25 protein-coding genes are annotated in these 25,711 nt (G+C 29.4%); 21 read left to right on the top strand and 4 right to left on the bottom strand.

Annotated elements, in window-relative coordinates:
- Nucleotides 1-18: 18 nt before the first annotated feature.
- From H3T56_RS00585 to H3T56_RS00570, 4 genes are all read left to right on the top strand, one after another.
- A complete protein-coding gene (locus H3T56_RS00585; protein WP_198191767.1) occupies nucleotides 19-1,290 on the top strand; it encodes a glycosyltransferase in 1,272 nt (423 codons plus the stop codon).
- Between the two features lie 101 nt (nucleotides 1,291-1,391).
- Entirely contained in the window at nucleotides 1,392-1,793 is a 402-nt protein-coding gene (locus tag H3T56_RS00580) for an FdtA/QdtA family cupin domain-containing protein (protein WP_086360878.1), read from the top strand.
- Nucleotides 1,790-2,878, top strand: a complete 1,089-nt coding sequence (locus H3T56_RS00575; protein ID WP_086360877.1) for a DegT/DnrJ/EryC1/StrS aminotransferase family protein — start codon at nucleotides 1,790-1,792, stop codon at nucleotides 2,876-2,878. The genes H3T56_RS00580 and H3T56_RS00575 overlap by 4 nt, the downstream gene beginning before the upstream one ends.
- Complete coding sequence (locus H3T56_RS00570; protein WP_198191766.1) at nucleotides 2,865-3,839, top strand: glycosyltransferase family A protein; 975 nt, start codon at nucleotides 2,865-2,867, stop codon at nucleotides 3,837-3,839. The genes H3T56_RS00575 and H3T56_RS00570 overlap by 14 nt, the downstream gene beginning before the upstream one ends.
- Nucleotides 3,840-4,074: 235 nt before the next feature.
- Here the strand turns inward: H3T56_RS00570 and H3T56_RS00565 are convergent, their stop codons facing one another.
- Nucleotides 4,075-4,884 (bottom strand): hypothetical protein, encoded by an 810-nt coding sequence (locus H3T56_RS00565; RefSeq protein WP_086361314.1) that lies wholly within the window; start codon nucleotides 4,882-4,884, stop codon nucleotides 4,075-4,077.
- A 295-nt stretch (nucleotides 4,885-5,179) separates the two neighbouring features.
- Here H3T56_RS00565 and rfbB point away from each other — a divergent pair, with 295 nt between their 5' ends.
- The 4 genes from rfbB to rfbD are packed head-to-tail and all read left to right on the top strand — an operon-like array spanning nucleotide 5,180 to nucleotide 8,541.
- The gene (rfbB, locus tag H3T56_RS00560; protein WP_086361227.1) at nucleotides 5,180-6,244 is read left to right on the top strand and encodes a dTDP-glucose 4,6-dehydratase; all 1,065 of its coding nucleotides are present in this window, start codon (nucleotides 5,180-5,182) and stop codon (nucleotides 6,242-6,244) included.
- 11 nt (nucleotides 6,245-6,255) lie between these two features.
- On the top strand, nucleotides 6,256-7,122 hold the full coding sequence (rfbA, locus tag H3T56_RS00555) for a glucose-1-phosphate thymidylyltransferase RfbA (RefSeq protein WP_086361228.1): 867 nt from the start codon (nucleotides 6,256-6,258) through the stop codon (nucleotides 7,120-7,122).
- Nucleotides 7,123-7,133: 11 nt separating this feature from the next.
- Nucleotides 7,134-7,667: a dTDP-4-dehydrorhamnose 3,5-epimerase gene (rfbC, locus tag H3T56_RS00550; RefSeq protein ID WP_086361229.1), complete on the top strand. Its 534-nt coding sequence runs from the start codon at nucleotides 7,134-7,136 to the stop codon at nucleotides 7,665-7,667.
- A 4-nt stretch (nucleotides 7,668-7,671) separates the two neighbouring features.
- Nucleotides 7,672-8,541, top strand: coding sequence for a dTDP-4-dehydrorhamnose reductase (gene rfbD / locus H3T56_RS00545; RefSeq protein WP_198191765.1), 870 nt, complete (start codon nucleotides 7,672-7,674; stop codon nucleotides 8,539-8,541).
- On the opposite strand, the gene H3T56_RS00540 is transcribed toward rfbD, so the two are convergent.
- Complete coding sequence (locus H3T56_RS00540) at nucleotides 8,536-9,429, bottom strand: glycosyltransferase (RefSeq protein WP_086361231.1); 894 nt, start codon at nucleotides 9,427-9,429, stop codon at nucleotides 8,536-8,538. The two genes, rfbD and H3T56_RS00540, sit on opposite strands and share 6 nt — an antisense overlap.
- Before the next feature lie 248 nt (nucleotides 9,430-9,677).
- Here H3T56_RS00540 and msbA (H3T56_RS00535) point away from each other — a divergent pair, with 248 nt between their 5' ends.
- From msbA (H3T56_RS00535) to tsaB, 9 genes are all read left to right on the top strand, one after another.
- Entirely contained in the window at nucleotides 9,678-11,414 is a 1,737-nt protein-coding gene (msbA, locus tag H3T56_RS00535) for a lipid A export permease/ATP-binding protein MsbA (protein ID WP_198191764.1), read from the top strand.
- Nucleotides 11,415-11,443: 29 nt separating this feature from the next.
- Nucleotides 11,444-13,198: a lipid A export permease/ATP-binding protein MsbA gene (gene msbA / locus H3T56_RS00530; protein WP_198191763.1), complete on the top strand. Its 1,755-nt coding sequence runs from the start codon at nucleotides 11,444-11,446 to the stop codon at nucleotides 13,196-13,198.
- A gap of 56 nt (nucleotides 13,199-13,254) precedes the next feature.
- Complete coding sequence (locus H3T56_RS00525; protein ID WP_086357364.1) at nucleotides 13,255-14,331, top strand: glycosyltransferase family 10 domain-containing protein; 1,077 nt, start codon at nucleotides 13,255-13,257, stop codon at nucleotides 14,329-14,331.
- Between the two features lie 93 nt (nucleotides 14,332-14,424).
- Nucleotides 14,425-15,402 carry a glycosyltransferase family 8 protein gene (locus tag H3T56_RS00520; RefSeq protein WP_198191762.1) on the top strand — a complete coding sequence of 326 codons (978 nt, stop codon included), beginning with the start codon at nucleotides 14,425-14,427 and terminating at the stop codon, nucleotides 15,400-15,402.
- A gap of 43 nt (nucleotides 15,403-15,445) precedes the next feature.
- Entirely contained in the window at nucleotides 15,446-16,435 is a 990-nt protein-coding gene (locus tag H3T56_RS00515) for a glycosyltransferase family 2 protein (RefSeq protein ID WP_065579313.1), read from the top strand.
- Between the two features lie 60 nt (nucleotides 16,436-16,495).
- On the top strand, nucleotides 16,496-17,446 hold the full coding sequence (locus H3T56_RS00510) for a glycosyltransferase family 8 protein (RefSeq protein WP_198191761.1): 951 nt from the start codon (nucleotides 16,496-16,498) through the stop codon (nucleotides 17,444-17,446).
- Nucleotides 17,447-17,480: 34 nt separating this feature from the next.
- A complete protein-coding gene (locus H3T56_RS00505) occupies nucleotides 17,481-18,674 on the top strand; it encodes a glycosyltransferase family 9 protein (protein WP_198191760.1) in 1,194 nt (397 codons plus the stop codon).
- A 248-nt stretch (nucleotides 18,675-18,922) separates the two neighbouring features.
- Nucleotides 18,923-20,851, top strand: a complete 1,929-nt coding sequence (locus tag H3T56_RS11705) for an ATP-dependent DNA helicase (protein WP_198191759.1) — start codon at nucleotides 18,923-18,925, stop codon at nucleotides 20,849-20,851.
- Nucleotides 20,848-21,528: a tRNA (adenosine(37)-N6)-threonylcarbamoyltransferase complex dimerization subunit type 1 TsaB gene (gene tsaB / locus H3T56_RS00495; protein WP_086357369.1), complete on the top strand. Its 681-nt coding sequence runs from the start codon at nucleotides 20,848-20,850 to the stop codon at nucleotides 21,526-21,528. The genes H3T56_RS11705 and tsaB overlap by 4 nt, the downstream gene beginning before the upstream one ends.
- A gap of 52 nt (nucleotides 21,529-21,580) precedes the next feature.
- On the opposite strand, the gene H3T56_RS00490 is transcribed toward tsaB, so the two are convergent.
- Nucleotides 21,581-21,847 (bottom strand): GrxA family glutaredoxin, encoded by a 267-nt coding sequence (locus H3T56_RS00490; RefSeq protein WP_065579308.1) that lies wholly within the window; start codon nucleotides 21,845-21,847, stop codon nucleotides 21,581-21,583.
- 279 nt (nucleotides 21,848-22,126) lie between these two features.
- Between H3T56_RS00490 and H3T56_RS00485 the strand changes: the two genes are divergently transcribed.
- The 4 genes from H3T56_RS00485 (at nucleotide 22,127) to H3T56_RS00470 (ending at nucleotide 25,046) form a co-directional block, all read left to right on the top strand.
- Nucleotides 22,127-22,819, top strand: a complete 693-nt coding sequence (locus tag H3T56_RS00485) for a DUF2884 family protein (protein ID WP_198191758.1) — start codon at nucleotides 22,127-22,129, stop codon at nucleotides 22,817-22,819.
- Nucleotides 22,820-22,889: 70 nt separating this feature from the next.
- Nucleotides 22,890-23,741: a bifunctional methylenetetrahydrofolate dehydrogenase/methenyltetrahydrofolate cyclohydrolase FolD gene (folD, locus tag H3T56_RS00480; RefSeq protein ID WP_086360404.1), complete on the top strand. Its 852-nt coding sequence runs from the start codon at nucleotides 22,890-22,892 to the stop codon at nucleotides 23,739-23,741.
- A 68-nt stretch (nucleotides 23,742-23,809) separates the two neighbouring features.
- A complete protein-coding gene (gene ppiB, locus H3T56_RS00475) occupies nucleotides 23,810-24,301 on the top strand; it encodes a peptidylprolyl isomerase B (RefSeq protein ID WP_110447507.1) in 492 nt (163 codons plus the stop codon).
- Nucleotides 24,294-25,046 carry a UDP-2,3-diacylglucosamine diphosphatase gene (locus H3T56_RS00470; protein ID WP_086360406.1) on the top strand — a complete coding sequence of 251 codons (753 nt, stop codon included), beginning with the start codon at nucleotides 24,294-24,296 and terminating at the stop codon, nucleotides 25,044-25,046. Before ppiB ends, H3T56_RS00470 begins: the two co-directional genes overlap by 8 nt.
- Here the strand turns inward: H3T56_RS00470 and modC are convergent.
- Complete coding sequence (gene modC, locus H3T56_RS00465) at nucleotides 25,025-25,705, bottom strand: molybdenum ABC transporter ATP-binding protein (protein WP_086360407.1); 681 nt, start codon at nucleotides 25,703-25,705, stop codon at nucleotides 25,025-25,027. The genes H3T56_RS00470 and modC overlap by 22 nt on opposite strands.
- Between the last annotated feature and the right edge of the window lie 6 nt (nucleotides 25,706-25,711).

The following is a 25,711-nucleotide window of genomic DNA, read 5'->3' as shown; positions in this document are numbered from 1 at the left end:
TAAGTTTGGTGAATAATTATGGCAAATATTTTAGTTTGCGCTGATGGTTTTTTTCGGGCAATATCTCCGTTAGCTTTAGAACCACTAATAGAAGGATTTGTTGAATCTCTCGTAAAAAATGGAAATAATGTTTTACTATATATTAAAAAAGATTTCCCAGAAGATAAAAGTTTATCTACCAAATTATTGGAATTTAAAGCAACTAAAGAAGTAAAAACTTTTAACCCTGAAATAATATTTACTTTTAATAATTGTATAAGAAAAAGTTTCCTACAGGTAACAAATTGTCCTGTTTATATAATTGCATCAGATACTCCTGTATATTGGAATAGAGGAAGCCTGATAGAAAAATTTAATTCAAGATATCATTTACTGTATTTTAATGATGATTTTTGTGAGGATGTAAAGAATTTATATAAAATTGGATTTGAGAAGCAGCAGCGAATTCCTTATGTTACCGCGATAAATGCAAACCCAAAATCACCAAAGAAATATGATATTTCTTTTATAGGAAATTTTTATAATGTTTCTCAATTTTTATTTGAGAATATTATCTATGAGCTTCATGTTAGAAAAGATGAAAAAACTTACAATGAATTTTGTGAACTTGTTGACGATATTATAATCTCAAAGAAAAAAACATCTAATATTCAAAGTAAGTGGCAACAGATTAAAGATAAGATAGGTAAAAATATATCCTTGGATTTATTAATTAAAGAAGTCTTTTTAATGAAAACTTCTGATATAAGACAAAGCTACTTGTCTAAAATTTCAGATATGGATTTACATATTTTTACTTGGATCCAAAATTTAAGAATTTCTTCAAATAATTTTAATCTTGCGAAGAGTACTCATATTTTGCCAATCTATGATATAAAGGGTAATGAAAAAATTTATAATTCATCAGTTATATCCTTAACGTTACCTCATGCTCAAGTTGATACGGGATTTTCATGGAGAGTTTGTGATATTCTGGCTTCTAACTCTATGTTACTCTCTAATCCGAGTAAAGATCTTGACAACATGTTCAACGGTATTATCCCTGTGTATAAGGACCCTTCTTCGCTACGGGATTTATGTAAATATTATATAAAGAACTCAAAAGAAAGAACAGAAATTGTATCAGAATGTCAAAGAATAATAGATAAAAATTGCAGATACGATAACTTTTTAGATATTTTATATGATTTTACAAAAATAAATTTTAAAAATTGTCAAAATATTGGTAAATTGATTAACTTTAAAAGTGTAGAAACCAAGCAGAATAAGTATTTTGCAATTAACAAATAAAACAAAATCAATTTGTTTTACTAATTTAAGAATTTTTATAGAGCAGATGTTAAGATTAACATCTTGGTTGATATTTTATATGAAATATAAAAGTGTGAACAATGCATACAATTATTGATTTTAACGTTAAAGGTGATGAACGAGGGAATTTGGTTGCTTTAGAGCAATTTAGTGGTTGCCCTTTTGACATCAAAAGAGTGTATTATATTTGGGGAACCCTTAAAGGAGTCGTTAGAGGAAAACACGCTCATAAAGATTTAGAACAGATTATAATATGTGTATCTGGAAGTTGTGATTTTATTTTAGATGATGGAGTAAGTAGAGAAATAATTCACTTAGATACCCCTAAAAAAGGGTTATATATTAAAAATAAAGTTTGGCGTGAATTCACAAACTTTTCGAAGGATTGCGTCGTGATGGTTTTGGCTAGTGAACGCTATAATCCTGAAGATTATATTAATGATTATGAGGAATTTATAAAAGAAGTGAGGACAAATAAATGATCAAATTTCTCGATTTATATAAAATAAATGAACAGTATCGCTCTGAAATTGATTGTTATTTTAACAAAGTCATGGATAAAGGCTGGTATTTACTTGGTGACGAAAACACTTCTTTTTGTAATGCCTTTGCTAAATATTGTGGTACTAAATATGCTTTAGGTGTTGCTAACGGACTTGATGCCTTAAATTTAATTATTAAAGCATACGGGTTTGGTCCTGGAGATGAAATCATAGTTCCAGCTAATACTTATATAGCTTCTATACTTGCTATCTCAGAAAATGGCTGCAAGCCCATTCTAGTTGAACCAGATATCAATACCTATAATATCAATCCCAATCTTATCGAAAAAGCAATAACACCAAAGACCAAAGCTATTATGGTTGTCCATTTGTATGGTCAAGCAGTAGAAATGGAAACTATATGGCGATTAGCAGAAAAGTACAATTTAAAAATAATAGAAGATTCAGCACAAGCTCATGGTGCAATGTATAAAGGCCGTAGAGTTGGTAATTTAGGTGATGCTAGTGGTTTTTCCTTTTATCCTGGAAAAAATTTAGGTTGTTTAGGTGATGGTGGCGCTATAACTACAAATGATGAAGAGTTATATTTAAAAATCAAAGCAATTGCAAATTATGGTTCTGATAAAAAATACGTCAATATTTACAAAGGGGTAAATTCTAGATTAGATGAATTACAAGCTGCTGTAGTAAATGTAAAATTACCTCATTTAGATGAAGATAATAATAAGCGACGTAAAATAGCCAATTACTATATAAAAAATATAAATAATCCATTAATTGTATTACCGAAATCACCAAAAGAAAATATGCATGTATGGCATCTCTTTGTTATAAGAACTGAAAATAGAGATAAATTACAAAGTTATCTGCAAGCTAATGGAATACAAACTCTTATTCATTATCCTATTCCTGTTCATAAACAGGAAGCATATAAAGAATGGGGAAATCTTAGCTATCCTATTAGTGAAAAAATACATAAAGAGGTTTTATCTTTACCTATTAGTCCAGTAATAACAAGTGATGAAATGATTAAAGTTGTAGAAGTGATAAATGAATATAAGTAAATTACCGTTAGTTTCTGTTGTTATTTCTGCATATAACCATGAAAACTATATACAAGAGACTATTAACTCTATTATCGCACAAACGTATGAAAAAATAGAACTAATCATTATCGATGATGGTTCAATAGATTTAACTTTCGAAAAAATCCTTGAAATGGAAAATTTTTGTAAAGAACGTTTTATTAATATTATATTTAAAAAGCAAAAAAACCAAGGAATTGGTACAACAGCTAATAATCTAATAAATTTATCTCAAGGAAAATATATATACTATATTGCTTCAGATGATTTAGCTAAGCCTACAGCTATATATGAAGAAGTCTCATTTTTAGAGAAACACGATGATTATTCACTAGTTGTTGGTGACAATGAAATCATTGATAAAAATGGAATAATTTGTTATTGGGATAAATCAAGAAATTTGATTTATGAAGAGAGTGCCGCTACCCACAAAACATATGGTGATTTTTTGAAGATTAAAGAATTAGGCAATAATTTTGGGCGATATTTATATTTATACAAAGGTAACCATATTCCTAATGGTTATCTAGTTAGAAAAGAAATATATGAAAAAACAGGTATAAATAATGAAAAAGCACCTTTAGATGATTGGTTTATGAACCTTCAAATAGCCAAGTATGCTAAAATTAAATATTTAGATAAAGTTTTATTTTCCTATAGATGGCACCATACAAATACTAGTAAACAAGGTCAAAAGATGCAATTGTTATATGATTTAACAATACAATATGAAAATGATTTACTCTCAAAAACTGATTTTAAATTAGTTCATAAAGATGCTTTATATTGCTTTTTATTTGGAAAGATTATAAAGAAAGTAAGTATAATAAATAACAAAATTGAATTTCATAAATATAGAAAAAATAATATCAAAATGTGGGTATTACATATTTTGGGATGTGAATTTATCATCAGAAAAAAATTTCTATCAAATGATTAAAAAACATTCTTTTAGTGGTGATATTGAAAAAATTAATAGAGTTATAAATTAAATTTTTAACAATTTTTTTTGTTTATTTCTTATAGAAGAATAGGATTGATTTTTATCCAATCCTCAAGTTGTTATATGATATAGTTTAACAAATTATATCTTATTGAAGTATTTAATAATACAATGAAGATTAAAAAATAAAATAAATAGTATTTTTAATCAATTAATTATTTTTTGGTTATTTTTAAAAATTAGTATTTGTTGGCCTAATATTTTTTTCAATACTCATCCCAGATCTAGGATGCTGTTTTGTTATAACACACTTTATAAGTTTTAAAAAACTTATAAAATTCAAATTATCTTTTTTCTTCATTTTATATGCATAAAATAAGTTGCGTCTAATTTGTTTTTTTGGATTTTGTTTTCGAAACATTCTTAATAACATTTTAGCGTATGCTATTTCAAGCCTTGCTCTTTCACTAAGTTCTCCTAATGAAAGCTCACAGGTCATGTCATGCTGCATTTGACCAATACATATTCCTTTTAAATTAGCCGATTGAGGAGTGTCATGAATTAAATCAAAAAATCTATGGTCAGTATGGTAAAAAGCAAATTTTTCATCAAAAACATAATTATTAATCGAAATTAATGTATTAACCAAATTTTTTGAAATAGCAGTTCCCGAATTTATAGTGCGGATATCACCTAATGTAAATTCACCTAATGGAGTTATTATCTCTTTTTGCTCATAATCTGAAGGAAATTGATGAATACCTTTATTTTTTTGTGGATAAATAGCTGGGCAAATCAAAGCATATTGCGAATTACCATGAATATTTTCAAAAAAAGATGGATCGATTTTAGAATCTTGGTCAAAAATAACAAAAAAATCGTAATTAGTCTTATAAATAAAATTATTATATATTTTGCTTAATGATAAATTACGTATATCTTGATAAATGGATGTTACTATACCTTTGTCTTTGCTTTTAATTAAATAATCATTAATATCTTTTTCTTCAAGTAACGTAGGTCCATTATTCCAAATAATCAAATTCAACTCTATATTGTCTAATTTTGTATCTAGAAGTGATTTTAATGTGATCGAATCAGATAGAGAAGAATTATATAAAACTGTTAAGAGATTTATTCTCATAATTAAAAATTAAAAATTAAAAAAGTTAAATATCATTTTACCATATGCACTACATAATTGTTAATATAAATTCTTAGCTCAAATTACTATATTAAGATTTATATTAAAAATGTAAGGATTATCTATATATAATATTGCTATTTATTTACTTTGTTATTATCATTTTATAATAGTTTTTTAAGAGGGAAGATAAATGAAATTGATTGTAACTGGTGGTGCTGGATTTATTGGCTCTGCTGTTGTTAGATATATTATAGAAAAAACGGAAGATGAAGTATTAGTTATCGATAAATTAACTTATGCTGGAAATTTAGAGTCTTTAGATGAAGTATCTAAAAGTAATCGATTTTATTTTAAGCAAATTGATATTTGTGATAGAAATTCCCTAAGGAGAGCAATAACAGATTTTCAACCTGATATTATCATGCATTTGGCTGCTGAAAGTCATGTTGATCGTTCTATTGATAATCCATCCACATTTATAGAAACTAATGTAATAGGTACTTTTTCTCTTTTAGAAGAGTCTTTAGCATACTGGAAAAATATAGATTCTACCAGAAAGGCAAATTTTCGTTTTCATCATATTTCGACAGATGAAGTTTATGGTGATTTGCATGGAACAACAGATTTATTTACAGAAAAAACTCCTTATTCACCAAGTAGTCCTTATTCTGCATCAAAAGCATCAAGTGATCACCTTGTTCGAGCTTGGTATAGAACTTTTGGATTACCAACGGTGATTACTAATTGTTCTAATAATTATGGACCTTATCATTTTCCAGAAAAGTTAATTCCGTTAATGATTTTAAATGCTTTAGAAGGTAAGCCTTTACCCGTTTATGGCAATGGACAACAAATTAGAGATTGGTTGTATGTTGAAGATCATGCTAAAGCGCTTTATCTCGTTGCAACTCAGGCGAAAATTGGTGAAACATATAATATCGGTGGACATAATGAACGAAAAAATATCGATGTTGTTAATATAATTTGTGAACTACTTGAAGAATTAGTACCAAATAAACCTACTAATGTTAAATCTTATAAAGAGCTTATTATAAATGTAACAGATAGACCAGGTCATGATCAACGATATGCTATAGATGCTTCTAAAATACATTGTGATTTAGGTTGGAAACCACAAGAAACTTTCGAGAGTGGTATGCGAAAAACAGTTGAATGGTATTTAAACAATCGAGCTTGGTGTGATCATATTAAAGATGGTTCATATGCTAGATTTAGACAAGGTATATTAAAATAATAGGTTAAATTATGAAAGGAATAGTACTTGCAGGTGGATCGGGAACTCGTTTATATCCAATTACTCGAGGTATATCAAAACAGTTACTCCCTATATATGATAAACCAATGATTTATTACCCTTTATCAGTACTCATGTTAGCTGGTATACGTGACATTTTAATCATTTCTACCCCTGATGATTTACCTATGTTTAAGCGATTATTAGGTGATGGCTCGCGATTTGGTATCAAACTTAGTTTTGCTGAACAACCTAGACCTGAAGGCTTAGCGCAAGCATTTTTGATAGGTGAAGAATTTATTAATGGTCAAAAATGTAGCTTAATTTTGGGGGATAACTTATTTTTTGGTGAGAGTTTCGGTAAAAAATTAGAAAAAGTTGTATCTCAGAAGACAGGGGCAACAATTTTTGGTTATCAAGTGATTGATCCGGAACGTTTTGGTGTTGTTGATTTTGATAAAAATTTTAAAGCATTATCAATTGAAGAAAAACCAATAAAACCTAAATCCAATTGGGCTGTTACTGGACTTTATTTTTATGATGAAAATGTTGTTGAGATGGCAAAACAAGTCAAACCGTCAAATAGAGGTGAATTGGAAATAACTACGCTTAATCAAATGTATTTAGAAGCAGGATTATTAAATGTTGAGATCCTCGGAAGAGGATTCGCATGGCTTGATACAGGAACTCATGACAGTTTATTAGAAGCATCATCTTTTGTTCAAGTTATTGAAAAACGACAAGGCTTAAAAGTGGCTTGTCTTGAAGAGATTGCATATCGTAATGGTTGGTTAAGTATAGAACAAGTTAAAGAAGAAACTGTACACTTAGGTAAAACAATGTATGGTCAATATTTAGCTAGATTATTAGAACAGTAGTAGGTAAATGAATGCAAGTAACTGAAACAGAAATTCCGGATGTAAAAATTGTTAAACCCAAAGTATTTGGTGATGAAAGAGGTTTTTTTCTTGAAACTTTTGAACAGAAACGTTATCAACAAATGTTAGATATAAATTTTAATTTTGTACAAGATAATCATTCACGTTCTCAGAAAGGTGTTCTAAGAGGTCTACATTTTCAAAAACAAAATCCTCAAGGAAAATTAGTAAGAGTAGTAAGAGGGCAAGTATATGATGTAGTTGTTGATATTCGCAAGGATTCAAAAACTTTTGGTAAATGGGTAAGTATTATTTTGTCAGAGGAAAATAAAACACAACTCTGGATCCCTCCTGGACTTGCTCATGGATTTGTAGTTTTATCTGATATTGCAGATTTTGAATATAAGTGTACAAATTACTATGATCCCAAGTCAGAAGAAAGTTTATTGTGGAATGATCCTACAGTGAATATTGATTGGCCAATTACAAATCCAATATTATCAACTAAAGATAAACAGGGTAAAACATTAATGGAGTTAGTATAGGCATATGAAAGTTTTGTTAACAGGTGCTAATGGTCAATTAGGTAATTGTATAAAAGCTATATGTCCCTTGAATTATGAATTAATTAATACTGATAGACAACAACTTGATATAACTGACATTTTAGCTATTGAAGCTATTATTAATAAATATAAACCTGATGTGATTATAAATTCTGCTGCTTATACAGCAGTTGATAGAGCTGAAGACGAGCCAACGTTAGCTAATCAAATTAATGTTATTGGACCACAAAATTTAGCAATTGTAGCAAAAAAGTATAATATAAAACTCATTCATATTTCTACAGATTATGTTTTTGATGGCAATCAAAATATTCCTTATAATGAAAATGACGTAACTAATCCTATTAATGTTTATGGCAAAACAAAACGCCATGGAGAAATTACTGTTTTAAATAATGATCCATCTTCAATTATTATTAGGACATCTTGGGTTTTTAGCGAATATGGTAATAACTTCGTCAAAACGATGTTAAAATTATCTAAAATAAGAACTGAACTGTCTGTAATTAATGATCAAATAGGTAATCCAACCTATGCTGGCGATATAGCATTAACAATTTTTGATATACTTGAAAAGAATATTCCCGGTGGTATTTATCATTATTGTGGAGATCAGTCTGTCAGTTGGTATGAATTTGCTAAACGTATTTTTGATATTGAACAACAATTAAATTCAACAATTAAAAAATCACCGGTTAATGTTTCACCAATTTTAACCAAAGATTATCCTACAAAGGCATGTAGACCTTTATATTCTGTTCTAGATATGCAGAAAATAAATTTATTAACTGGTATTTCGGGATCAGATTGGAACAAGGCGTTGAGACATGTGATCCCTCGAATAAATTTATAATAACTGTTTTGTTTTCATAGGTATACGAGATCTAGGATGTTTTCGAGTTACTAAACATTTAAATAGATTTAAAAAAATAGTTAAAGAGTATTCTTTTCTGACGAACCTTCTTAGTAAATATAAAAATACATTTATACTATTTTTATTATCATAAAATAATTTATTCAATACTTTTGAATATTCCATTTCAAGTTTTCTTGATGGACTAATTTTGGTTCTATCTTGTAAATTAAAATTTAAAGAATGATTGATTTTCCCAATACATAACCCTTTAAACGTTGTTTTGCTTAATGATTTCAAATCAATAAAAAAACATGTATCTATAGCATATAAAGCGTAATACTCATTAAATATATGCGTTCTCGTACTCTTTAGATAATCTATTAACTTATGTGATAATGTTAATCCAGAAGAAATAGATTCTATTTCACCCATCTTAAAGATATTTTTATCTAATAATTTTTCAGTTTGCGAATAAGTAGGAAAGCAAAGTGAATTTTCTTTTGTTCGCCATCCAGCAGAATAGATAGAAGGAACAATAATATCAAAATTATTGTTTAATAATATATTTTTAAAGAAGTCAGAAGCTAAAACTGAATCTTGATCTAGGATTGAAAAAAAATCGTAATTTTCCTTGTTAATAAAAAAATTATAGATTTTACTCAATGCTATATTGTTTGTGTCTTCATATATTGAAAGCTGAACACCAAGTTTGTTAAATTTAGATTTAAATTCTTCACATTCATTAATATCAAGCTGTTGAGGACCATTATTCCAAATGATTAGATTTAAATTAGTATCTGTTTTTTCAGTGTTTAATAATGATTGTATAGTTTCAGAATTTTTTATTAATGAGTTATATAAGATGACTATCGCGGTAATGTTCATACTTGATCTAATTAATTGTAAAAAATGTTAATATTGTATCTTTTTATTATGAACAAAGATAGAATATTATACATCTAATTATTTAGATAACTCATTCTTTAAACTAGATTAAAATTTTATTTTGCATTCCAATTTATTAAGATTATTCACTTTATAAGTAAAAGGCGGTTGTTATAAAATAATTAAACTAACGAGACGTCCCTCATTTATAGTATAATAAATATTAAATTAGAAATTCACTTTTTATTATGTCTAAGAAATATAATTCTCTGAATACACTTGTACAACTGTGGCCATTCGTTAAACCGTTTAAAAAAGCTTTATTTATTGCAGTACTAGGGCTTTTATTAAATGCGGTTACTGATTCGGCTTTAATATCTTTGACTAAACCTTTACTTGATAATGGTTTAATGGATAAAAATTATTCTTTATTAATTATCATCGCTATATCGATCATTGGGTTAATTGCATTAAGAGGATTATCAAATTACGCTTCTACATATTGTCTCTCTTGGTTATCAGGAAAAGTTATAACTAAATTTAGACAAATGATATTTGATCATCTTGTAAAATGCCCAGTAAGTTTTCATGATAAACAAACTGTTGGTGATCTTGTATCTATCATAACTTATAACACACAAATGTTATCTAAAGCTTCATCTGATGCCTTGATTATATTGGTTCGTGAAATAACTTATGCCATTGGGTTATGTGTTGTTATGTTTTATGGTAATTGGAAATTAGCATTAGTGTTAATTATATTGGTACCATTTATTATTTGGGTTGCGCAATTTATTGCTAAGAAATTTAGGAAAAAATTGATGTCCATGCAAAAAGGGATGGGTGAAATTACCACTGCTGCTGATGAGATGCTGAAAGGGCACAAAGATGTTTTGGTTTTTAATGCTAAAGAATTTGAGAAAACTAATTTTAACAAAATTACCAATATATTTAGATGTGATATGTTAAAAATAGAATTAATATCACGATTATCAACACCGATTGTGCAAATGATTGCAACTTTAGGTTTAGGATTTATATTATTTTTAGTTGCAAGTCAAAGTTTAGATATTACGCCAGGTTCTTTTACTGTCGTTTTTTCTGCTATGATTGCAGTAATGCGACCTTTAAGAGAATTAACCAGTTTACACGTCGAATTACAAAAAGGTGCTGTTGCATGTGAATCTTTATTTGGACTTTTAGGCACTCCACTTGAAGATGATAGCGGTAAAATCGTAGCTAAAAATGTTAAAGGAAATATTGAATTTAAAGATGTAACCTATCAATATCCATCAGGCAATAATCCTATACTTAATGATATTAATTTTAGAATTGAGGCTGGACAAACTATTGCTTTAGTAGGTAGATCGGGAGCTGGTAAGTCAACTATTGCAAGTTTAATTCCTAGATTCTACGATTTAGAAAAAGGTCAAATCCTTATTGATGATATTAATATTAAAGATTACACATTAAAATCGTTACGTAACCAAATAGGATATGTTTCTCAACGAGTGCATTTATTTAATGGAACTATTGCCGATAACATTGTTTATGGTGAGAGAGGGTTGCATAGCAAGGAAGAGATTATTAATGCTGCTAAATTAGCTAATGCTATGGAGTTTATTGATAAGTTAGAAAAAGGCATAGATACCGAAATTGGCGATAATGGTATTTTATTGTCAGGCGGGCAACGTCAGCGTATCGCAATTGCTAGAGTATTATTACGCAATAATCCAATTTTAATTTTGGATGAAGCGACATCTGCACTAGATAATGAATCTGAACGACTTGTACAAGAAGCTATAGAATTATTACAGAAGAACCGAACTTCAATCATTATTGCCCACCGATTGTCCACAATTGAAAAAGCAGATCGTATTTTAGTGATTGATAATGGAAGAATTATTGAAGATGGAAATCATCAGACACTTATTAGACTAGATGGTATTTATGCATTAATGCATAAAATGCAATTTAATTCATAAAATAATTAATTTATTAAATAAATAACAATATGAGTAATAAACATAAAAACCTTGATCAAGATATATCAACTTGGCGAACTTTTTTAAAGCTATGGCCATATATTACACAGCATAAGTTTGTGTTGTTCATATCAATAATGTTGTTAATTGTTAGTGCATTCGCTGATACTTCATTGATTGGTTTATTGCGTCCTTTACTAGATTTGGGTTTTTCTATGAATGACCAAGAGTTTCTATATATGGCGCCTTTATATATATTTGGTTTAGTGTTGATTAGAGGGATGGCTAATTATGGCTATTCAGTCTTATTAGCATTTATTTCCGGTAAAATCATAATGCGTATTCGTCAGCGACTCTTTGCCCATTATGTTGATGCTCCTGTTAGCTTTTTTGATAGGTCATCAACAGGAAGATTATTATCGCAAATTACCTACGATACGGATCAAGTTGCTGCATCTTCTTCTGATGCTTTAATTACCATTATTCGCGAATCAGCGTTTATTTGTGGGTTATTTTATACAATGTTTTACAATAGCTGGCAACTATCATTATCTTTAATCATAGTTACTCCTATTGTAATCGCGTTGATTACTTTTATTTCCGTCAAATTTAGAAAGTTAGCAAAAAGTATGCAAAACTCAATGGGTAATGTCACTATGTCAGTAGAACAAATGTTGAAAGGACATAGAGAGATTATTGTATTTGGCGCTCAAGAAGAAGAATCTAAAAATTTTGAAAAGGTAAATAATAAATTTCGTAGAGATGGTATGAGATTAGTTTCAGTTTCGGCACTATCTACACCAATCATTCAATCAGTTATTTCTTTAGCTATTGCTTTTGTACTACTAACAGCAAGTGATCCAAATTTAAATATTACACCAGGCGAATTTACGGTTGTTTTTTCATCGTTAGTTGCTTTAATGCAACCTATTAAAAATTTAACCAGTGTTAATGCAAACTTCCAAAAAGGGATGGCAGCATGTCAAACATTATTTTTAATTTTTGAACAACCTCGAGAGGTTGATAAGGGTATTATTAATGTAGATCGTGTACAAGGGAATATCTCATTTAAAAATGTTTCTTTCGGTTATGAAACTAGACAAGAGTTAGCTTTAAAGGATATTAGCTTTTCTGTACCTGCTGGAAAAATGGTTGCGTTAGTTGGGCGCTCAGGATCAGGTAAATCAACAATAGCTAGCCTAATAACTCGATTTTATGATGTATCAAAAGGAGAAATTTTAATTGATGATAATGACATTCGTAATTTCACACTATATTGTTTACGCAACCAAATTGGTTTAGTTTCTCAAAATGTTCACCTATTTAATGACACAATAGCTAATAACATAGCTTATGGTCGAATTGGCGAATATTCTCAAGAACAAATTGAAGAAGCTGCTAAAAAAGCCTATGCATATGATTTTATTATGCAATGTGAACATGGGTTTGATACTAAGGTAGGTGAAAGTGGAATATTATTATCAGGAGGGCAAAGGCAAAGAATTGCAATTGCACGTGCACTTTTAAGAGATAATCCAATTTTAATTTTGGATGAAGCTACGTCAGCATTAGACACTGAATCAGAACATGCAATACAAAAGGCTCTGAATGATTTACAGAAAGGAAGAACATCTATTGTTATTGCACATAGATTATCAACTATCGAAAATGCCGATAATATATTAGTTATTGATTCTGGAGAAATTGTTGAAAGTGGGACCCATAAAGAATTGCTCCAAAAAAATGGAATTTATACAAAATTATATCAAGCAAATCAATTATAGTTTATTCAATATAATAATTTAGCTTATTGAGTAAATTAAGGAATATAAGGTGTACAATGAGCATAAGCAGGATTGTTATTGATTGTGTTAGTTTATTTGTAAAAGACAAAAAAAAGAAATATTTTCTAAAGAAAAAATATGGCAGCAATCCTCCTTATATTTTGACGAGAAAAAACGCCAAAGTTTATAAAGATATTTATATTCCAATTTATAAACATAATGTTCAATTATGCCCAGTTGAACCTGAAATTTATAATAAAAAAGGCGAGAGATTAAGAGTTATTTTTTTAAGGGATAACTATAAGCCCAATGCTTCTGCTCAAACAAGTAATTTAATATATTGGGATAAATATAATTTTGAACTGCCTCTACACCTTTATACTCATGGAAGAATGTTGGAAACTATGGGGTCTCCAAGTAGCCGTTTTGGTGCTTTAGTTGAGACAAAAGGTATCAAACCAGATAGTTATGAAATTTTTTCAAAATATCAAGGTTTAGAAAAAGATTTTGATTTAATATTCACTTATGATGAAAAAATACTAAATGATATACCAAATGCTCGATTTGTGCCTTTTTGTGCTGATATAAAACTTTTTGCCAGTGATTTTGTTCTGTTACCCAGCCTAGATGAAATATTCCAACAAGATTTATTTTATGAAAAAAGTAAAAACATATCTATGTTATCATCGAATAAAAAATTATGTGATCTACATTTAAAAAGAATTTTAACGGCAAATAAATTAAAACATAATCCTAATGTAGATACTTTCGGTACATTTGATGGTGGCCAATTTGTTGATCCGTATGAAACTTTACGTGATTACCGTTATTCAATTGTTTTTGAGAATGAAATATCGCCTTATTGTTTTACTGAAAAATTAACTAACTGTTTTGCTACTCAAACTATCCCTATTTATATTGGAGCAAGTAAAATAGGTGAGTTTTTTGATGAGGACGGTATTATAAGAATTAGTGAAAATGAAATTGATAATATAGAAAATATTATCAAACAGTGTAGCGAAGATGATTATATCTCCAGAAAAGATGCAATAATGAAAAATTTTTTAGCAGTTCAAAAATTCAGTAATAATGAGGATTACATGTATAAAACTTATATAAAGAATCAATTTTAATTTGCATATATCAAATTTAAAAATTATTTTTAGCTAATTGAGTATTTTCATTTAAAATAAAACATTAGATTGTTCAATAAGATGGAATTGGTAATGATAGATATATATGGGTGTGTTGAAGACAAAAAAGTTATCACTTTCAATAATAAAGAAGTTGATAACCCATTACATGTTTTGCTTTGTTTTGATGATGATTATGCTTTTCCCGCTGGTGTTAACATGTATTCTATTATTCGTAATAATCCTCATAGAGGATTACATTTTCATTTGTTTATGCAAAATGTAAGTATTGAAAATCAATCTAAAATCGCAGAACTTTCATCAAATCTTGTTTCAATTACTCAATATTCAATTAATAATAAATTTAGAATTCATTCTAATAATACGAAATCTTTTCCTATTTCGGCTTGCTTACGTATTATTGCACCTTTAATTATATCCCAAAATGTAAACAAGTTACTTTATCTTGATAGTGACACAATATGTTTATCCTCGCTAGATGAAATTTTTAATGCAGATATTAATGATAAAATTATTGCGGCCGTAGCAGATGTTGAAAACACTCAAGTTTCTCAGTGTAAAAAATTTCAATTAGAATATGGTAGTTATTTTAATTCAGGAGTGTTGCTATATAATCTTGAAAACTGGAATCAGGCTAATATAACTGAACAGGCACTTAATTTATTAAATGAAGGAATAGAGTATAAATTTCCAGATCAAGATGTATTAAATATTTTATTAAAAGATAAAATTTATTATCTTCCTAAAAAATTTAATAGTTTAACATTATTAACAGTTCAAGGTTTTGAAGATCAACAAAAAGCCGCAATGGGAGCGACTATTATACATTATACTTCGGGGAGTAAACCTTGGTTTAAATTGTATTTAACTCCAATCTATAAAAAATATATAGATAATTCACCATGGAAAAATACAAAACTGCTATTAGCTAACAATCATTCCCCATCTACAACACGACGTTATTCAAAATATTTATCACGACAGCATAAATATTTTCGTTCTTTCTTTTATTATGTGTTATATCTAAAACATAAGTTTTTTAAAGCGTAATTTATTAGTAATATTGTGTAGCTAATTATGATTAAGGTTTAATATGAACAATTCCCCACTTATATCTGTTATTATTCCTGCATACAATACAATAGATGTTATTGAAGAAACGTTGAATTCAGTAGAAGCACAAACCTATCAAAATTACCAAATTGTACTTATTGACGATGGATCTACAGATGGGACAGGAAAATTTATTGATAATTATTGTAAATATAATAAGAAAGCAATAGCTTTTCATCAAGATAATTCTGGTGTGTCAATGACGCGTAATAAAGGCATTAATTATGCAACAGGGGAGTTTATTTGTTTTTTAGATAGTGATGATACTTATGCAACGACTTTTTTAGAGAAAATGTTAAATCGTCAGCAACAAACAAATTCTAATATAGTTTATTGTAGCTTTAATCGTATTAAAAAAAATAATATTGTTGAAGAGATCTTACCTTTTGAAGAAGGGAATATCCTTAAAAGTTTTATTGAGAAAAGCTTCCATTTCTCAGGGATGCTATTTAAGCGTTCTTTTTTGCTCCAGAATAGTATTTATTTTGATGATGATCTTAAAATTTGTGAAGATATTTTTTTTACTATCAAAGCAATAAGTCAAACTGAAGCTTATACAGTTAAAGAACAGTTGTTTAATTATTTTTATAGAAATCAATCAGTTACTAACTCTATTTATAATGCTGAATTATATGAAAATGATATTAAAACATGGTCACGAATTCAGTCTTATTTAAGAGAGAATTATAATAAAGAAGATAAAAAAGATATTATCCAACTAGTTTATTTTATATTAGTTAAATTAAAGATAAGACTTTTAACTGAATATTTAAAAGATTTTAAATATAAAGAAATTCGTGATTATTTAAACAAGGACTATAATCTTAATGATGATTTAATGAGTCTTAATGATAAATTCTTACATAAAAGTGATAGAAAAAAATTCAATATCATAAAACGAAATAATTTAATTGTATGGCTTTGGGGCAGTATATATTATCGATATGTTAGGCGTGATATCAGAAAATAATAAAATTTAAATCATTGATTAAAAATAAAATTGTAAAGGTTATAATAAGGATTTTTTAGAATGAAAGATAACACGATAAATATTGCCTTTTGTACAGATAAAAATTATCTTGAATTTGTAACGATATCTATTAAGTCAATTCAATTAAATAATTTGAATAATGATATTCAATTTCATGTGTTTTTGTATGATGTACCTGTTAATGATATAGAAAAATTTAAAAAATTAAATATTCCAATTAAAACTTATTTTATTGAAAAAGAACAATTGGAACAATATCAGACTGAGCATAAATTAAAGCATATTAATCGATCAATGTATATTAGACTTCTTGTTCCACGTTTATTGAGACATGAAGTTGATCGATTCATTTATTTGGATGCAGATGTATTATGTTTTAAAGATATTTCGTCGATCAATAGCATTAATATTGATTCAGTTGTTTGTGCGGTTGTTTCAGACTCTTTAAATAATAATAACCTGAAAAAAAACATTAATCGTTTGAAGTTAAATTCAACAAACTATTTTAACTCAGGATTTCTATATATTAATACTAAAAATTGGTGTGATTATGATATTGAAAGTAAAGTCAATCAGGTTTTATTAAACTCTGATAATACTCAACTTATCTATCCTGATCAAGATGCTTTAAACATAGTTTTAAATAATAAAGTTCTCTACATTGATAGTAAATGGAATTATCTTTTTACTTGGATGAATGAGGAAGAAAAACAAAATTTTTTTTATGATAGTGAGTTTTTACCATTTATTATACATTTTACAGGCGCTAGAAAACCTTGGTATAAAGAGCATGTTGGACTCGCACAGAACTTATATTTATTTTATAAACATTTTACACCGTGGCATGATACTCCTTTACAAAGTTATTTGCCTAAAATGAGAGTTAATGATTATCGTATATATGCAAAAAATTATTTTAAAAAAGGAAAAATTTTTAAAGGAATAAAATTTTTCACACAATATTTATTACTAAAAAATGTTAAAAAATAATAACAATAGTTAAGTTTTATAGGAAATCTTCAGTATGAGTCGTATTATGTGGGAAATAAAATTTATTCGAAAAAAAATTAAATTATACATTTCAAATTTATTAAATCGAATTGTGATGTTTTCCTTTCCTAAAAGGAAAGAAAAGTTTAATCCTGAAAATATAAAATCAATTTTAATTGCACGTAATGACAAAATTGGTGATATGGTTGTAACTACATCGTTGATTAAAAATCTTGCTCTAGCCGGCTACGATGTCTATGTTTCATCTCAACAATCAAGTTTAGAAATCCTTAAGAAGAATCCTTATGTTAAAGGAACGTTTAGTTATAATGATTATTCATATAAAGATTTATTTGAGTCAATAAAGAAAATAAGGAAGTTTCATTTTGATCTTGTAATTGACACAAGACCCTTCTATTCTTTTGAGATGAAAAAAATTATTTTTTGTGCATTTACTAATTCGACCCATTTAATGGGGTTTAATAAAAGTAATGTGAAATCATATAATATTTCAATTCCTTATTATAACAATGATTCACATATTACCAATCAATTGAATAAAATATACGATTATATAAATATTCAAAACTATGATAAAAGCTATGATTTATATATTGCTGAAGATAATAAAAAGTATATTAATAAATTTATAACAAAATATAATATAGCTAAATTTGTAATTATTAATCCTTTTGGTGGAGCAAAAAAGCGAGAATTATCTCAATGGCAAATGGAATATCTCGTTGAAATATTAAAAAAAATAAAGCCAGATCATACAATTGTTTTTATTGGTGAACAAAATAAACTTAAAAATATTGATCCTAATTTAGGATTAAAATTCCAATCAAACTCTATTTTAGATGTTATTGCTCTAATAAAAGAAGCGTCATATGTTGTAACGGTTGATACTTCCATTGTTCACATAACTTCAGCATTTGGTTTACCATGTTTAACAATTTATTCAGAATCAATATTATTTGAAAAAACAGATGATATTAATTTAACTATGCGGAAAAAGTGGAAGGAATACTATCGTAATGCATGTAATAATTTAGTTGATAAATCCTATTTAAAAAAGAATAATTTATTGGTTGAATTACCATATTGTTACGATCAGCTATGGTCTCCTAATAATCTAAATGCCAAACAAATTGTATTTTACAAATCTTTTTTAAGTAAAGTTGATAATGAAGAATTTAGTCAAAGGATATTATCTTGTATAAAATAGTAATACTATGAAATGATATTTATAATAAGTTGGTAAAATAGTTTCGATATTTGTTAAATAATTTCTATTTCTTATCATTAATAATTATAGTATTTTTTTATTATAAAAATGGTTAATTATCCAATTTCATGACTATTATTTCATGCCAATTTTATGAGGGCGTTATATTTTACTAACGTTAATTATTTCTTTAACAAATTTTCTAAAGTATATAAATAGGGCTTATCTTTTGATTAGGTGTATTTTAAGTGATTGATGATTTTGCAGAAAATGGTTTACTTGCGACGGCTATAGAGGGTTTTGTTGCAAGAGAACCACAAAGGCGTATGGCAAATAAAGTCACTGAAGCAATTAACGCACAACATTCGTTGGTGGTGGAAGCTGGAACGGGAACAGGTAAAACCTTTGCTTATTTAGTTCCAGCATTACGAAGTGAGAAGAAAGTCATCATTTCAACTGGCTCGAAAAATCTACAAGAACAGTTGTATAGTAAAGATTTGCCGATTATCAAAAAAGCGCTGGACTATACGGGTAAAATTTCACTCCTTAAAGGGCGGGCCAACTATCTTTGTTTAGAGCGTATGTATCACCAATATGCGGCAGCTGGCGATTTAGATAAGAGTTTACGCACAGATTTAGTTCGGGTAAAAAATTGGTCAATCAAAACTAAAGATGGTGATATCAGTAAATGTACAACGGTAACCGAAGATAATCCAATTTGGCCAATTTTAACTAGCACTAATGATAATTGTTTAGGAAGTGAATGCGAACACTATAATGATTGTTATGTGGTTAAAGCTCGTAAGCGAGCGTTAAATGCTGATATTGTTGTAGTCAATCATCATCTGTTTTTAGCTGATGTAGTGGTAAAAGATACTGGGTTTGGCGAACTGATTCCTAAAGCGGATGTAATGATATTCGATGAAGCACATCAACTTCCAGACCTAGCATGCCACTATTTTGGGGAACAGTTAACCAGCCGACAACTGTTTGATTTAGCCAAAGAGATAAATTTAGCATATCGAACCGAAGTCAAAGATATGTCTCAGTTACAGCAATGTGCTGATAAACTACAAAAATGTACTCAAGACCTACGATTATTAATCAGTCAGCAAAATAACAAAGGTAATCTTCGTTATCTATTTAATCAAGCTAACATTAAACAAGAATTATCTTATCTATTTGATGCTCTTGATTTTTGCAAAGAAGTACTTTTATTAGCGATAGGACGCTCTACTACCTTAGATAATTGCTTTGATCGCGTTAACCAGTATCAATTATTATTGAAGCGTCTAACAGAAACTCATGTACCTGGTTATAGCTATTGGTATGAAAGCACCTATAGCTCTTTTCTCCTTGCATTAACGCCATTATCGGTAACGGAAAAATTTGAGGAATTACTAATCCAGCGAAAAGGAAGCTGGATCTTTACATCAGCAACCTTATCAGTCGATAATCAATTAGATTATTTCACCAAACGTTTAGGGTTAACTAATTCTGACTCATTGATTTTAGAAAGCCCTTTCGACTATAACAACCAGACAATATTGTGTGTGCCACGTTATATACCATCACCAAATGAGCAAGGTAATGCTGAAAAATTAGTTAATATTCTATTACCTGTTATTGAAGCTAACAAAGGACGCTGCTTTTTCCTCTGTACTTCATATGCCATGATGAATGCTTTAGCGACACAATTTCGAGAATTGACTAAATTACCTGTGTTAGTTCAAGGTGATACCAGTAAAGTAAAATTATTGGAGCAATTTATTCATAGTGGTAACGCTCTATTAATTGCAACTAGCAGTTTTTGGGAAGGAATAGATGTTAGAGGTGACATTCTTTCTTGTGTTATTATTGATAAATTACCTTTTACTTCACCTGATGAGCCTTTAATTAAAGCTCGAATGGAAGATTGCCAAATGCAAGGTGGTGATGCATTTAATGAGGTCCAATTACCTGAAGCTGTTATTACTTTAAAACAAGGAGTAGGGCGATTAATTCGCCATCACAATGATCGTGGAGCAATTATTATTTGCGATAATCGATTAGTCATGCGACCATATGGCGCAACATTTATTAATAGTTTACCGCCATCACCAAGAACCCGAGATGTTAACAAGGTAATCGATTTTTTATTATCTAACAATGAACCTGATAATTTGGAAAGCAAATGAGTACTATTTTAGCCATTGATACTTCAACAGAAGCTTGTTCCGTAGCACTATTTTATCAAAATGAAATCACTCATGATTTCATTATTTCAGAGCGAGATCACACCAAAAAAATCTTACCCATGGTGGATAAAATTTTGCATCAAGCTGGGTGTAGTCTTTCACAACTAGATGCAATTGCTTTTGCTCAAGGCCCTGGTAGCTTTACAGGAGTGCGAATAGGGATCGGAGTGGCTCAAGGTTTAGCTCTCGGTATTGATGTTCCAATGATAGCTGTATCGACATTGCAAACTTTAGCACAAGGTGCTTATAGAACTAAACGTGCAACTAAAGTTATTCCAGCAATAGATGCTAGAATGGGAGAAGTCTATTTAGGACAATACCATTATCAAGATCAACAATGGCAAGCGATCATTCCTGAATGTGTGATTAAACCTGAGGATGTGGTAACTAAAATCCAACATATTGATAATGATGATTATTCGGCTGGCACTGGTTGGCAAACTTATCCTAATATGTTAGCAATGATTAAACCAAGTGAAGTGTTATTACCTGAAGCACAAGATTTGGTGGTTATCGCCCAGCAAAAATGGTTAAGAAAGGAAATGGTAAAAGTTGAAGATGTTGAACCAACTTATTTGCGTAATGAAGTAACATGGCATAAATTACCAGGTCGATAAGAGCAGATAAGCTATGGGAATGCGTTATCTGCTGTAAAATTAAGCTTAATATTTATTCTTGGAATAATCCCAAATTCGCTTTGGCATATGCTTCAAAGTCAGTACAGCCACCAATTGGTTTTTCATCAATGAAAATTTGGGGTACGGTTTCAACTGGTTTACCAACACTTTTTGAAAGATCTTCTTTGGTAATACCTTCAGCATTGATATCAACGTAACGATATGAAAAGTCATCTCGTTCTTGTGATAATTTTTCTGCTAACTCTTTAGCTCGCACACAATATGGACATCCTTGACGTCCGAAAATTACAGCATACATAGTTCACCTCTAATAGTTAAATTTAATTGTTGGATTAACTATACTTCAGTTTTAAATAAAAAAAAGTAGTTAAATCTAGTTGATATAATAGATTATACCTATTGACATTACGCTTGCAAAGTTAGCAAGGTATACGTTTTAATCATTTAGATACTTTATCGAGTATTTTGTCTGTTATGACAAAAAATTTTGAGGAAAGGGGGTTTTAAGCCTCAAAAATAGTGCTAATTTGATATTACTCGCTATAATTTTAATTTCAACCATTAAATGGATGTCAGTATGTTAAAAAAAATGATATTTATTTTGTCATTAACTTTATCGATAGCTACTTTTGCAGCACAAAAAGAGTGCCCTGTAAAACCAAGTTACGATATTGTGATAAATAAAGACAGTATCCATATATATAATAAATCAAATGATTTATCTATTATGAATGATGGCAAGGTGATATTAAATAAAAAAATAATATCACCAAATCCATCATTGCGAAAAAAACTTGATCAGTTTGAGAAAGGTTTACGCTCACAATTACCTCAACTAGAGCAGCAATCATTAAGTTTATTGTCTGAAGTGAAAGTCGCTTTTGATCAGGCAATCACCAAAAAGTTGAGTGATGATCGTGAACTGCATAGCGAGTTAAATAAATTATATAAAAGATTAGTGAAACTATTACATGGCTCTCTTATTGGCGAGAATGGCAGCACAAAATTTTATTATCAAAATTTTAATAAATTGAAAAAAGATGGGCATGATATTGGTGAACGTATTTTTTATAATGTTATTGGTGGTAGTATTTTAGATTTTAATTTGTTTAAAAACATAGCTGCGATTAAAGATATTTCGAAAAATGAATGGAAGGCTCAAAAACCAAAACTTAAAGCCTTTGATGCTCATATTTGCTCGGTTATTACGGATGTGGATCAACAATATCAACAGATTTTAACAGAACTTAATCAATCGGCCGACAAGTAAATAGACAATAATCAAAACTTTTGCGAAAATATCTTATCTACAATCATCAGGTAAAAGAAGTAATCAGCTTATGACAGCGAATATAATTGATGGCAAAGCGTTAGCATTGCAAATACGCAATGAAATTGCTCAAAAAGTAAAAAAACGTACTGAACAAGGTTTATCTGTTCCCGGTTTGGCTGTTATACAAGTTGGTTCGGATCCGGCCTCGAAGATTTATGTAAAAAATAAACAAAAAGCTTGTGATGATGTTGGTTTTGCTTCTTTTGCTTATGATTTTCAAGCGTCAACCACTGATGAATTATTAGCATTAATTGATGAATTGAACCAACGCTCCGATATTCACGGTATCTTAGTTCAATTGCCTTTACCGGATAATATTGATAAAACTAAAGTGCTAGAGCGTATCGATCCTCGTAAGGATGTCGATGGTTTTCATCCTTATAATATTGGTCATTTATTACAACGTGATCCAATACTACGACCATGTACACCATATGGTGTCGTTAAAATGTTGGAATCAACCGGTATTAATTTATCGGGGTTAAATGCAACAGTTGTTGGGGCGTCGAGTATTGTTGGTCGTCCTATGGCATTAGAGCTATTACTTTTAGGATGCACAACCACAATCACCCATAGTCGAACAGTGGATGTAGCAAAGCATGTCAGTAATGCAGATATTGTTGTGGCTGGTGTCGGTATACCTAATTATGTCAAAGGTGAATGGATAAAACCGGGTGCTATAGTGATTGATGTTGGTATTAACCGTTTGCCTGATGGGAAATTAGTTGGTGATGTGGAATTTGATGTTGCTAGCCAACGAGCCGGCTGGATTACACCGGTACCTGGTGGTGTTGGGCCGATGACGGTAGCAATGTTAATGAGTAATACATTAGATGCATGTGAAAGATTTAGTGAGTAAGCATATTAAAAGATATTGCTCACCTTTTAACAATTTTTACGTAATAGAATGAAATTAAGGAACATTTTATGATTATATTTCATACTTCATTAGGCGATATTAAGATTAATACTTTTGAAGATAAAGCTCCAGAGACAGTTAAAAATTTTGTTGAATATTGCCAAGAAGGTTTTTATAACAACACCATTTTCCATCGTGTCATTAATAATTTTATGATTCAAGGTGGTGGTTTTGAACCAGGTATGAAACAGAAAAAAACTAAAGCACCGATTAAGAACGAAGCTGATAATGGTTTAAAAAATAATCGTGGTACATTAGCCATGGCGCGTACCAGTGATCCTCATTCTGCGACAGCACAATTTTTTATCAATGTCGTTGATAATGATTATTTAAATTATCGCTCATCGGATATCAATGGCTATGGTTATTGTGTTTTCGCTGAAGTTGTCGATGGTATGGATGTAGTTGATAAGATTAAAGCGGTTAAAACTGGTCGTAGTGGCATGCATTCTGATGTTCCTGTAGAAGATGTCATAATTAAGAGTGTAACGGTTGAATAATCCGGTTCGCTTTTTTATTGCAGATATTCATCTTGCAGACAATCAGCCTGCTGTAGATCATTTTGATATAACAGCAGGTTTTTTATCTTTTCTTAAACAATTACCTAATCAATGTGAGCTTTATATACTTGGTGATTTGTTCGATTATTGGGTAGGTGATGATGTACAGTCAATATTACATAATCAAATTGCTGATGCCTTAAAAGAACTCTCCTTACGCCATATTAAAAAATTCTTTGTACATGGCAACCGTGATTTTTTAATTGGTAAGCATTACGCTAAACGCTGTGAAATGACTTTGCTAGGCGATATTAATTGTTTGTTGAATCAAAATAAAAATATTGTATTTTTGCATGGTGATTTGCTTTGTATTGATGATCCTCAATATCAAAAATTCCGCAAAATCATGCATAAAAAATGGCTACAAAAATTATTTCTATTACTACCATTAAAAATACGTTTAAAAATTGCCACTAAATTACGTAAAGAGAGCAGCCAACATAATCAAATCAAATCTGAAACTATTATGGATGTAAATCCAAAAGCTGTCATTGATATGATGATTGCCAATAACGCTAGTATTATGGTCCATGGACATACTCATAAACCTGCTACACATCATCTTTATATTAATGGCGAGCCTGCGACTAGAATTGTGTTAGGAGCTTGGCATGATGGCATTTCGTATATAAAACAAGAAAAAAATAGCACCACTTTAGAACTTTATAACCACTCTTTCAAATAATCACTTTGTAGAATTTGTTCAGTATCACCATAGATTTGTAATTTCCCTTGCTCTAAAACTGCTACTTGTTGTGCAATGCGTTTAACTTCATTGATATTGTGCGTTACATAAACAATAGGGATATTGAGATCATTTACTAGTTTATCAATATAGCTTAATAGCTCTTTTTTACGGGGCATATCTAAAGCTGAGAGTGGTTCATCCATTAGTAATAATTTTGGTTCTGCTAATAGCGCTCGACCAATGGCAACACGTTGTTTCTCACCACCCGATAACATTGCTGGATAACGATTGAGAAGTGAATCAATATTGAGCACCGAAACTATTTCGTCAAATTTTTCTGTATTCAATGATTTTGCACCATAAGTTAAGTTTTTTATTACTTTATAATGGGGAAAAAGCAATGCATCTTGAAAAACAGTACCAATTTGTCTTTTTTCTGGTGGAGTAAAAATTCCTTTTTCAGTATCAACCAAAGTAGTTTGATTTAGTTTAATATAACCGATATCTGGTTTAATCAAACCATTAATAAGGTTAATCAGAGTTGATTTTCCTGAACCGGAGACACCTAAAATTGCCGTCACGCCATGACAGGGAATTTCATGTTTAAACTGGAAAACAAACGAGGCGAATTTTTTGCTCACATTTATATTTAACATGATGAA

The sequence above is a fragment of the Gilliamella sp. W8123 genome (assembly GCF_016101085.1).
Classification (GTDB): domain Bacteria; phylum Pseudomonadota; class Gammaproteobacteria; order Enterobacterales; family Orbaceae; genus Gilliamella; species Gilliamella apis.
The sequence above is the reverse complement of the archived record's forward strand: the minus strand, read 5'-3'. Positions and strand labels throughout refer to the sequence as shown.

Bases quoted from the DNA above. Each gene is read 5' to 3' on its own strand.
- H3T56_RS00490 (WP_065579308.1), bottom strand. From the start codon at position 21,847: ATGTATGCTGTAATTTTCGGACGTCAAGGATGTCCATATTGTGTGCGA.
- folD (WP_086360404.1), top strand. From the start codon at position 22,890: ATGACAGCGAATATAATTGATGGCAAAGCGTTAGCATTGCAAATACGC.
- rfbB (WP_086361227.1), top strand. From the start codon at position 5,180: ATGAAATTGATTGTAACTGGTGGTGCTGGATTTATTGGCTCTGCTGTT.
- modC (WP_086360407.1), bottom strand. From the start codon at position 25,705: ATGTTAAATATAAATGTGAGCAAAAAATTCGCCTCGTTTGTTTTCCAG.
- H3T56_RS00485 (WP_198191758.1), top strand. From the start codon at position 22,127: ATGTTAAAAAAAATGATATTTATTTTGTCATTAACTTTATCGATAGCT.
- H3T56_RS00580 (WP_086360878.1), top strand. From the start codon at position 1,392: ATGCATACAATTATTGATTTTAACGTTAAAGGTGATGAACGAGGGAAT.
- rfbC (WP_086361229.1), top strand. From the start codon at position 7,134: ATGCAAGTAACTGAAACAGAAATTCCGGATGTAAAAATTGTTAAACCC.
- H3T56_RS00510 (WP_198191761.1), top strand. From the start codon at position 16,496: ATGAAAGATAACACGATAAATATTGCCTTTTGTACAGATAAAAATTAT.
- H3T56_RS00525 (WP_086357364.1), top strand. From the start codon at position 13,255: ATGAGCATAAGCAGGATTGTTATTGATTGTGTTAGTTTATTTGTAAAA.
- H3T56_RS00570 (WP_198191766.1), top strand. From the start codon at position 2,865: ATGAATATAAGTAAATTACCGTTAGTTTCTGTTGTTATTTCTGCATAT.
- H3T56_RS00505 (WP_198191760.1), top strand. From the start codon at position 17,481: ATGAGTCGTATTATGTGGGAAATAAAATTTATTCGAAAAAAAATTAAA.
- msbA (WP_198191764.1), top strand. From the start codon at position 9,678: ATGTCTAAGAAATATAATTCTCTGAATACACTTGTACAACTGTGGCCA.
- ppiB (WP_110447507.1), top strand. From the start codon at position 23,810: ATGATTATATTTCATACTTCATTAGGCGATATTAAGATTAATACTTTT.
- H3T56_RS00540 (WP_086361231.1), bottom strand. From the start codon at position 9,429: ATGAACATTACCGCGATAGTCATCTTATATAACTCATTAATAAAAAAT.
- rfbA (WP_086361228.1), top strand. From the start codon at position 6,256: ATGAAAGGAATAGTACTTGCAGGTGGATCGGGAACTCGTTTATATCCA.
- tsaB (WP_086357369.1), top strand. From the start codon at position 20,848: ATGAGTACTATTTTAGCCATTGATACTTCAACAGAAGCTTGTTCCGTA.
- H3T56_RS00585 (WP_198191767.1), top strand. From the start codon at position 19: ATGGCAAATATTTTAGTTTGCGCTGATGGTTTTTTTCGGGCAATATCT.
- H3T56_RS00575 (WP_086360877.1), top strand. From the start codon at position 1,790: ATGATCAAATTTCTCGATTTATATAAAATAAATGAACAGTATCGCTCT.
- H3T56_RS00515 (WP_065579313.1), top strand. From the start codon at position 15,446: ATGAACAATTCCCCACTTATATCTGTTATTATTCCTGCATACAATACA.
- rfbD (WP_198191765.1), top strand. From the start codon at position 7,672: ATGAAAGTTTTGTTAACAGGTGCTAATGGTCAATTAGGTAATTGTATA.
- H3T56_RS00520 (WP_198191762.1), top strand. From the start codon at position 14,425: ATGATAGATATATATGGGTGTGTTGAAGACAAAAAAGTTATCACTTTC.
- msbA (WP_198191763.1), top strand. From the start codon at position 11,444: ATGAGTAATAAACATAAAAACCTTGATCAAGATATATCAACTTGGCGA.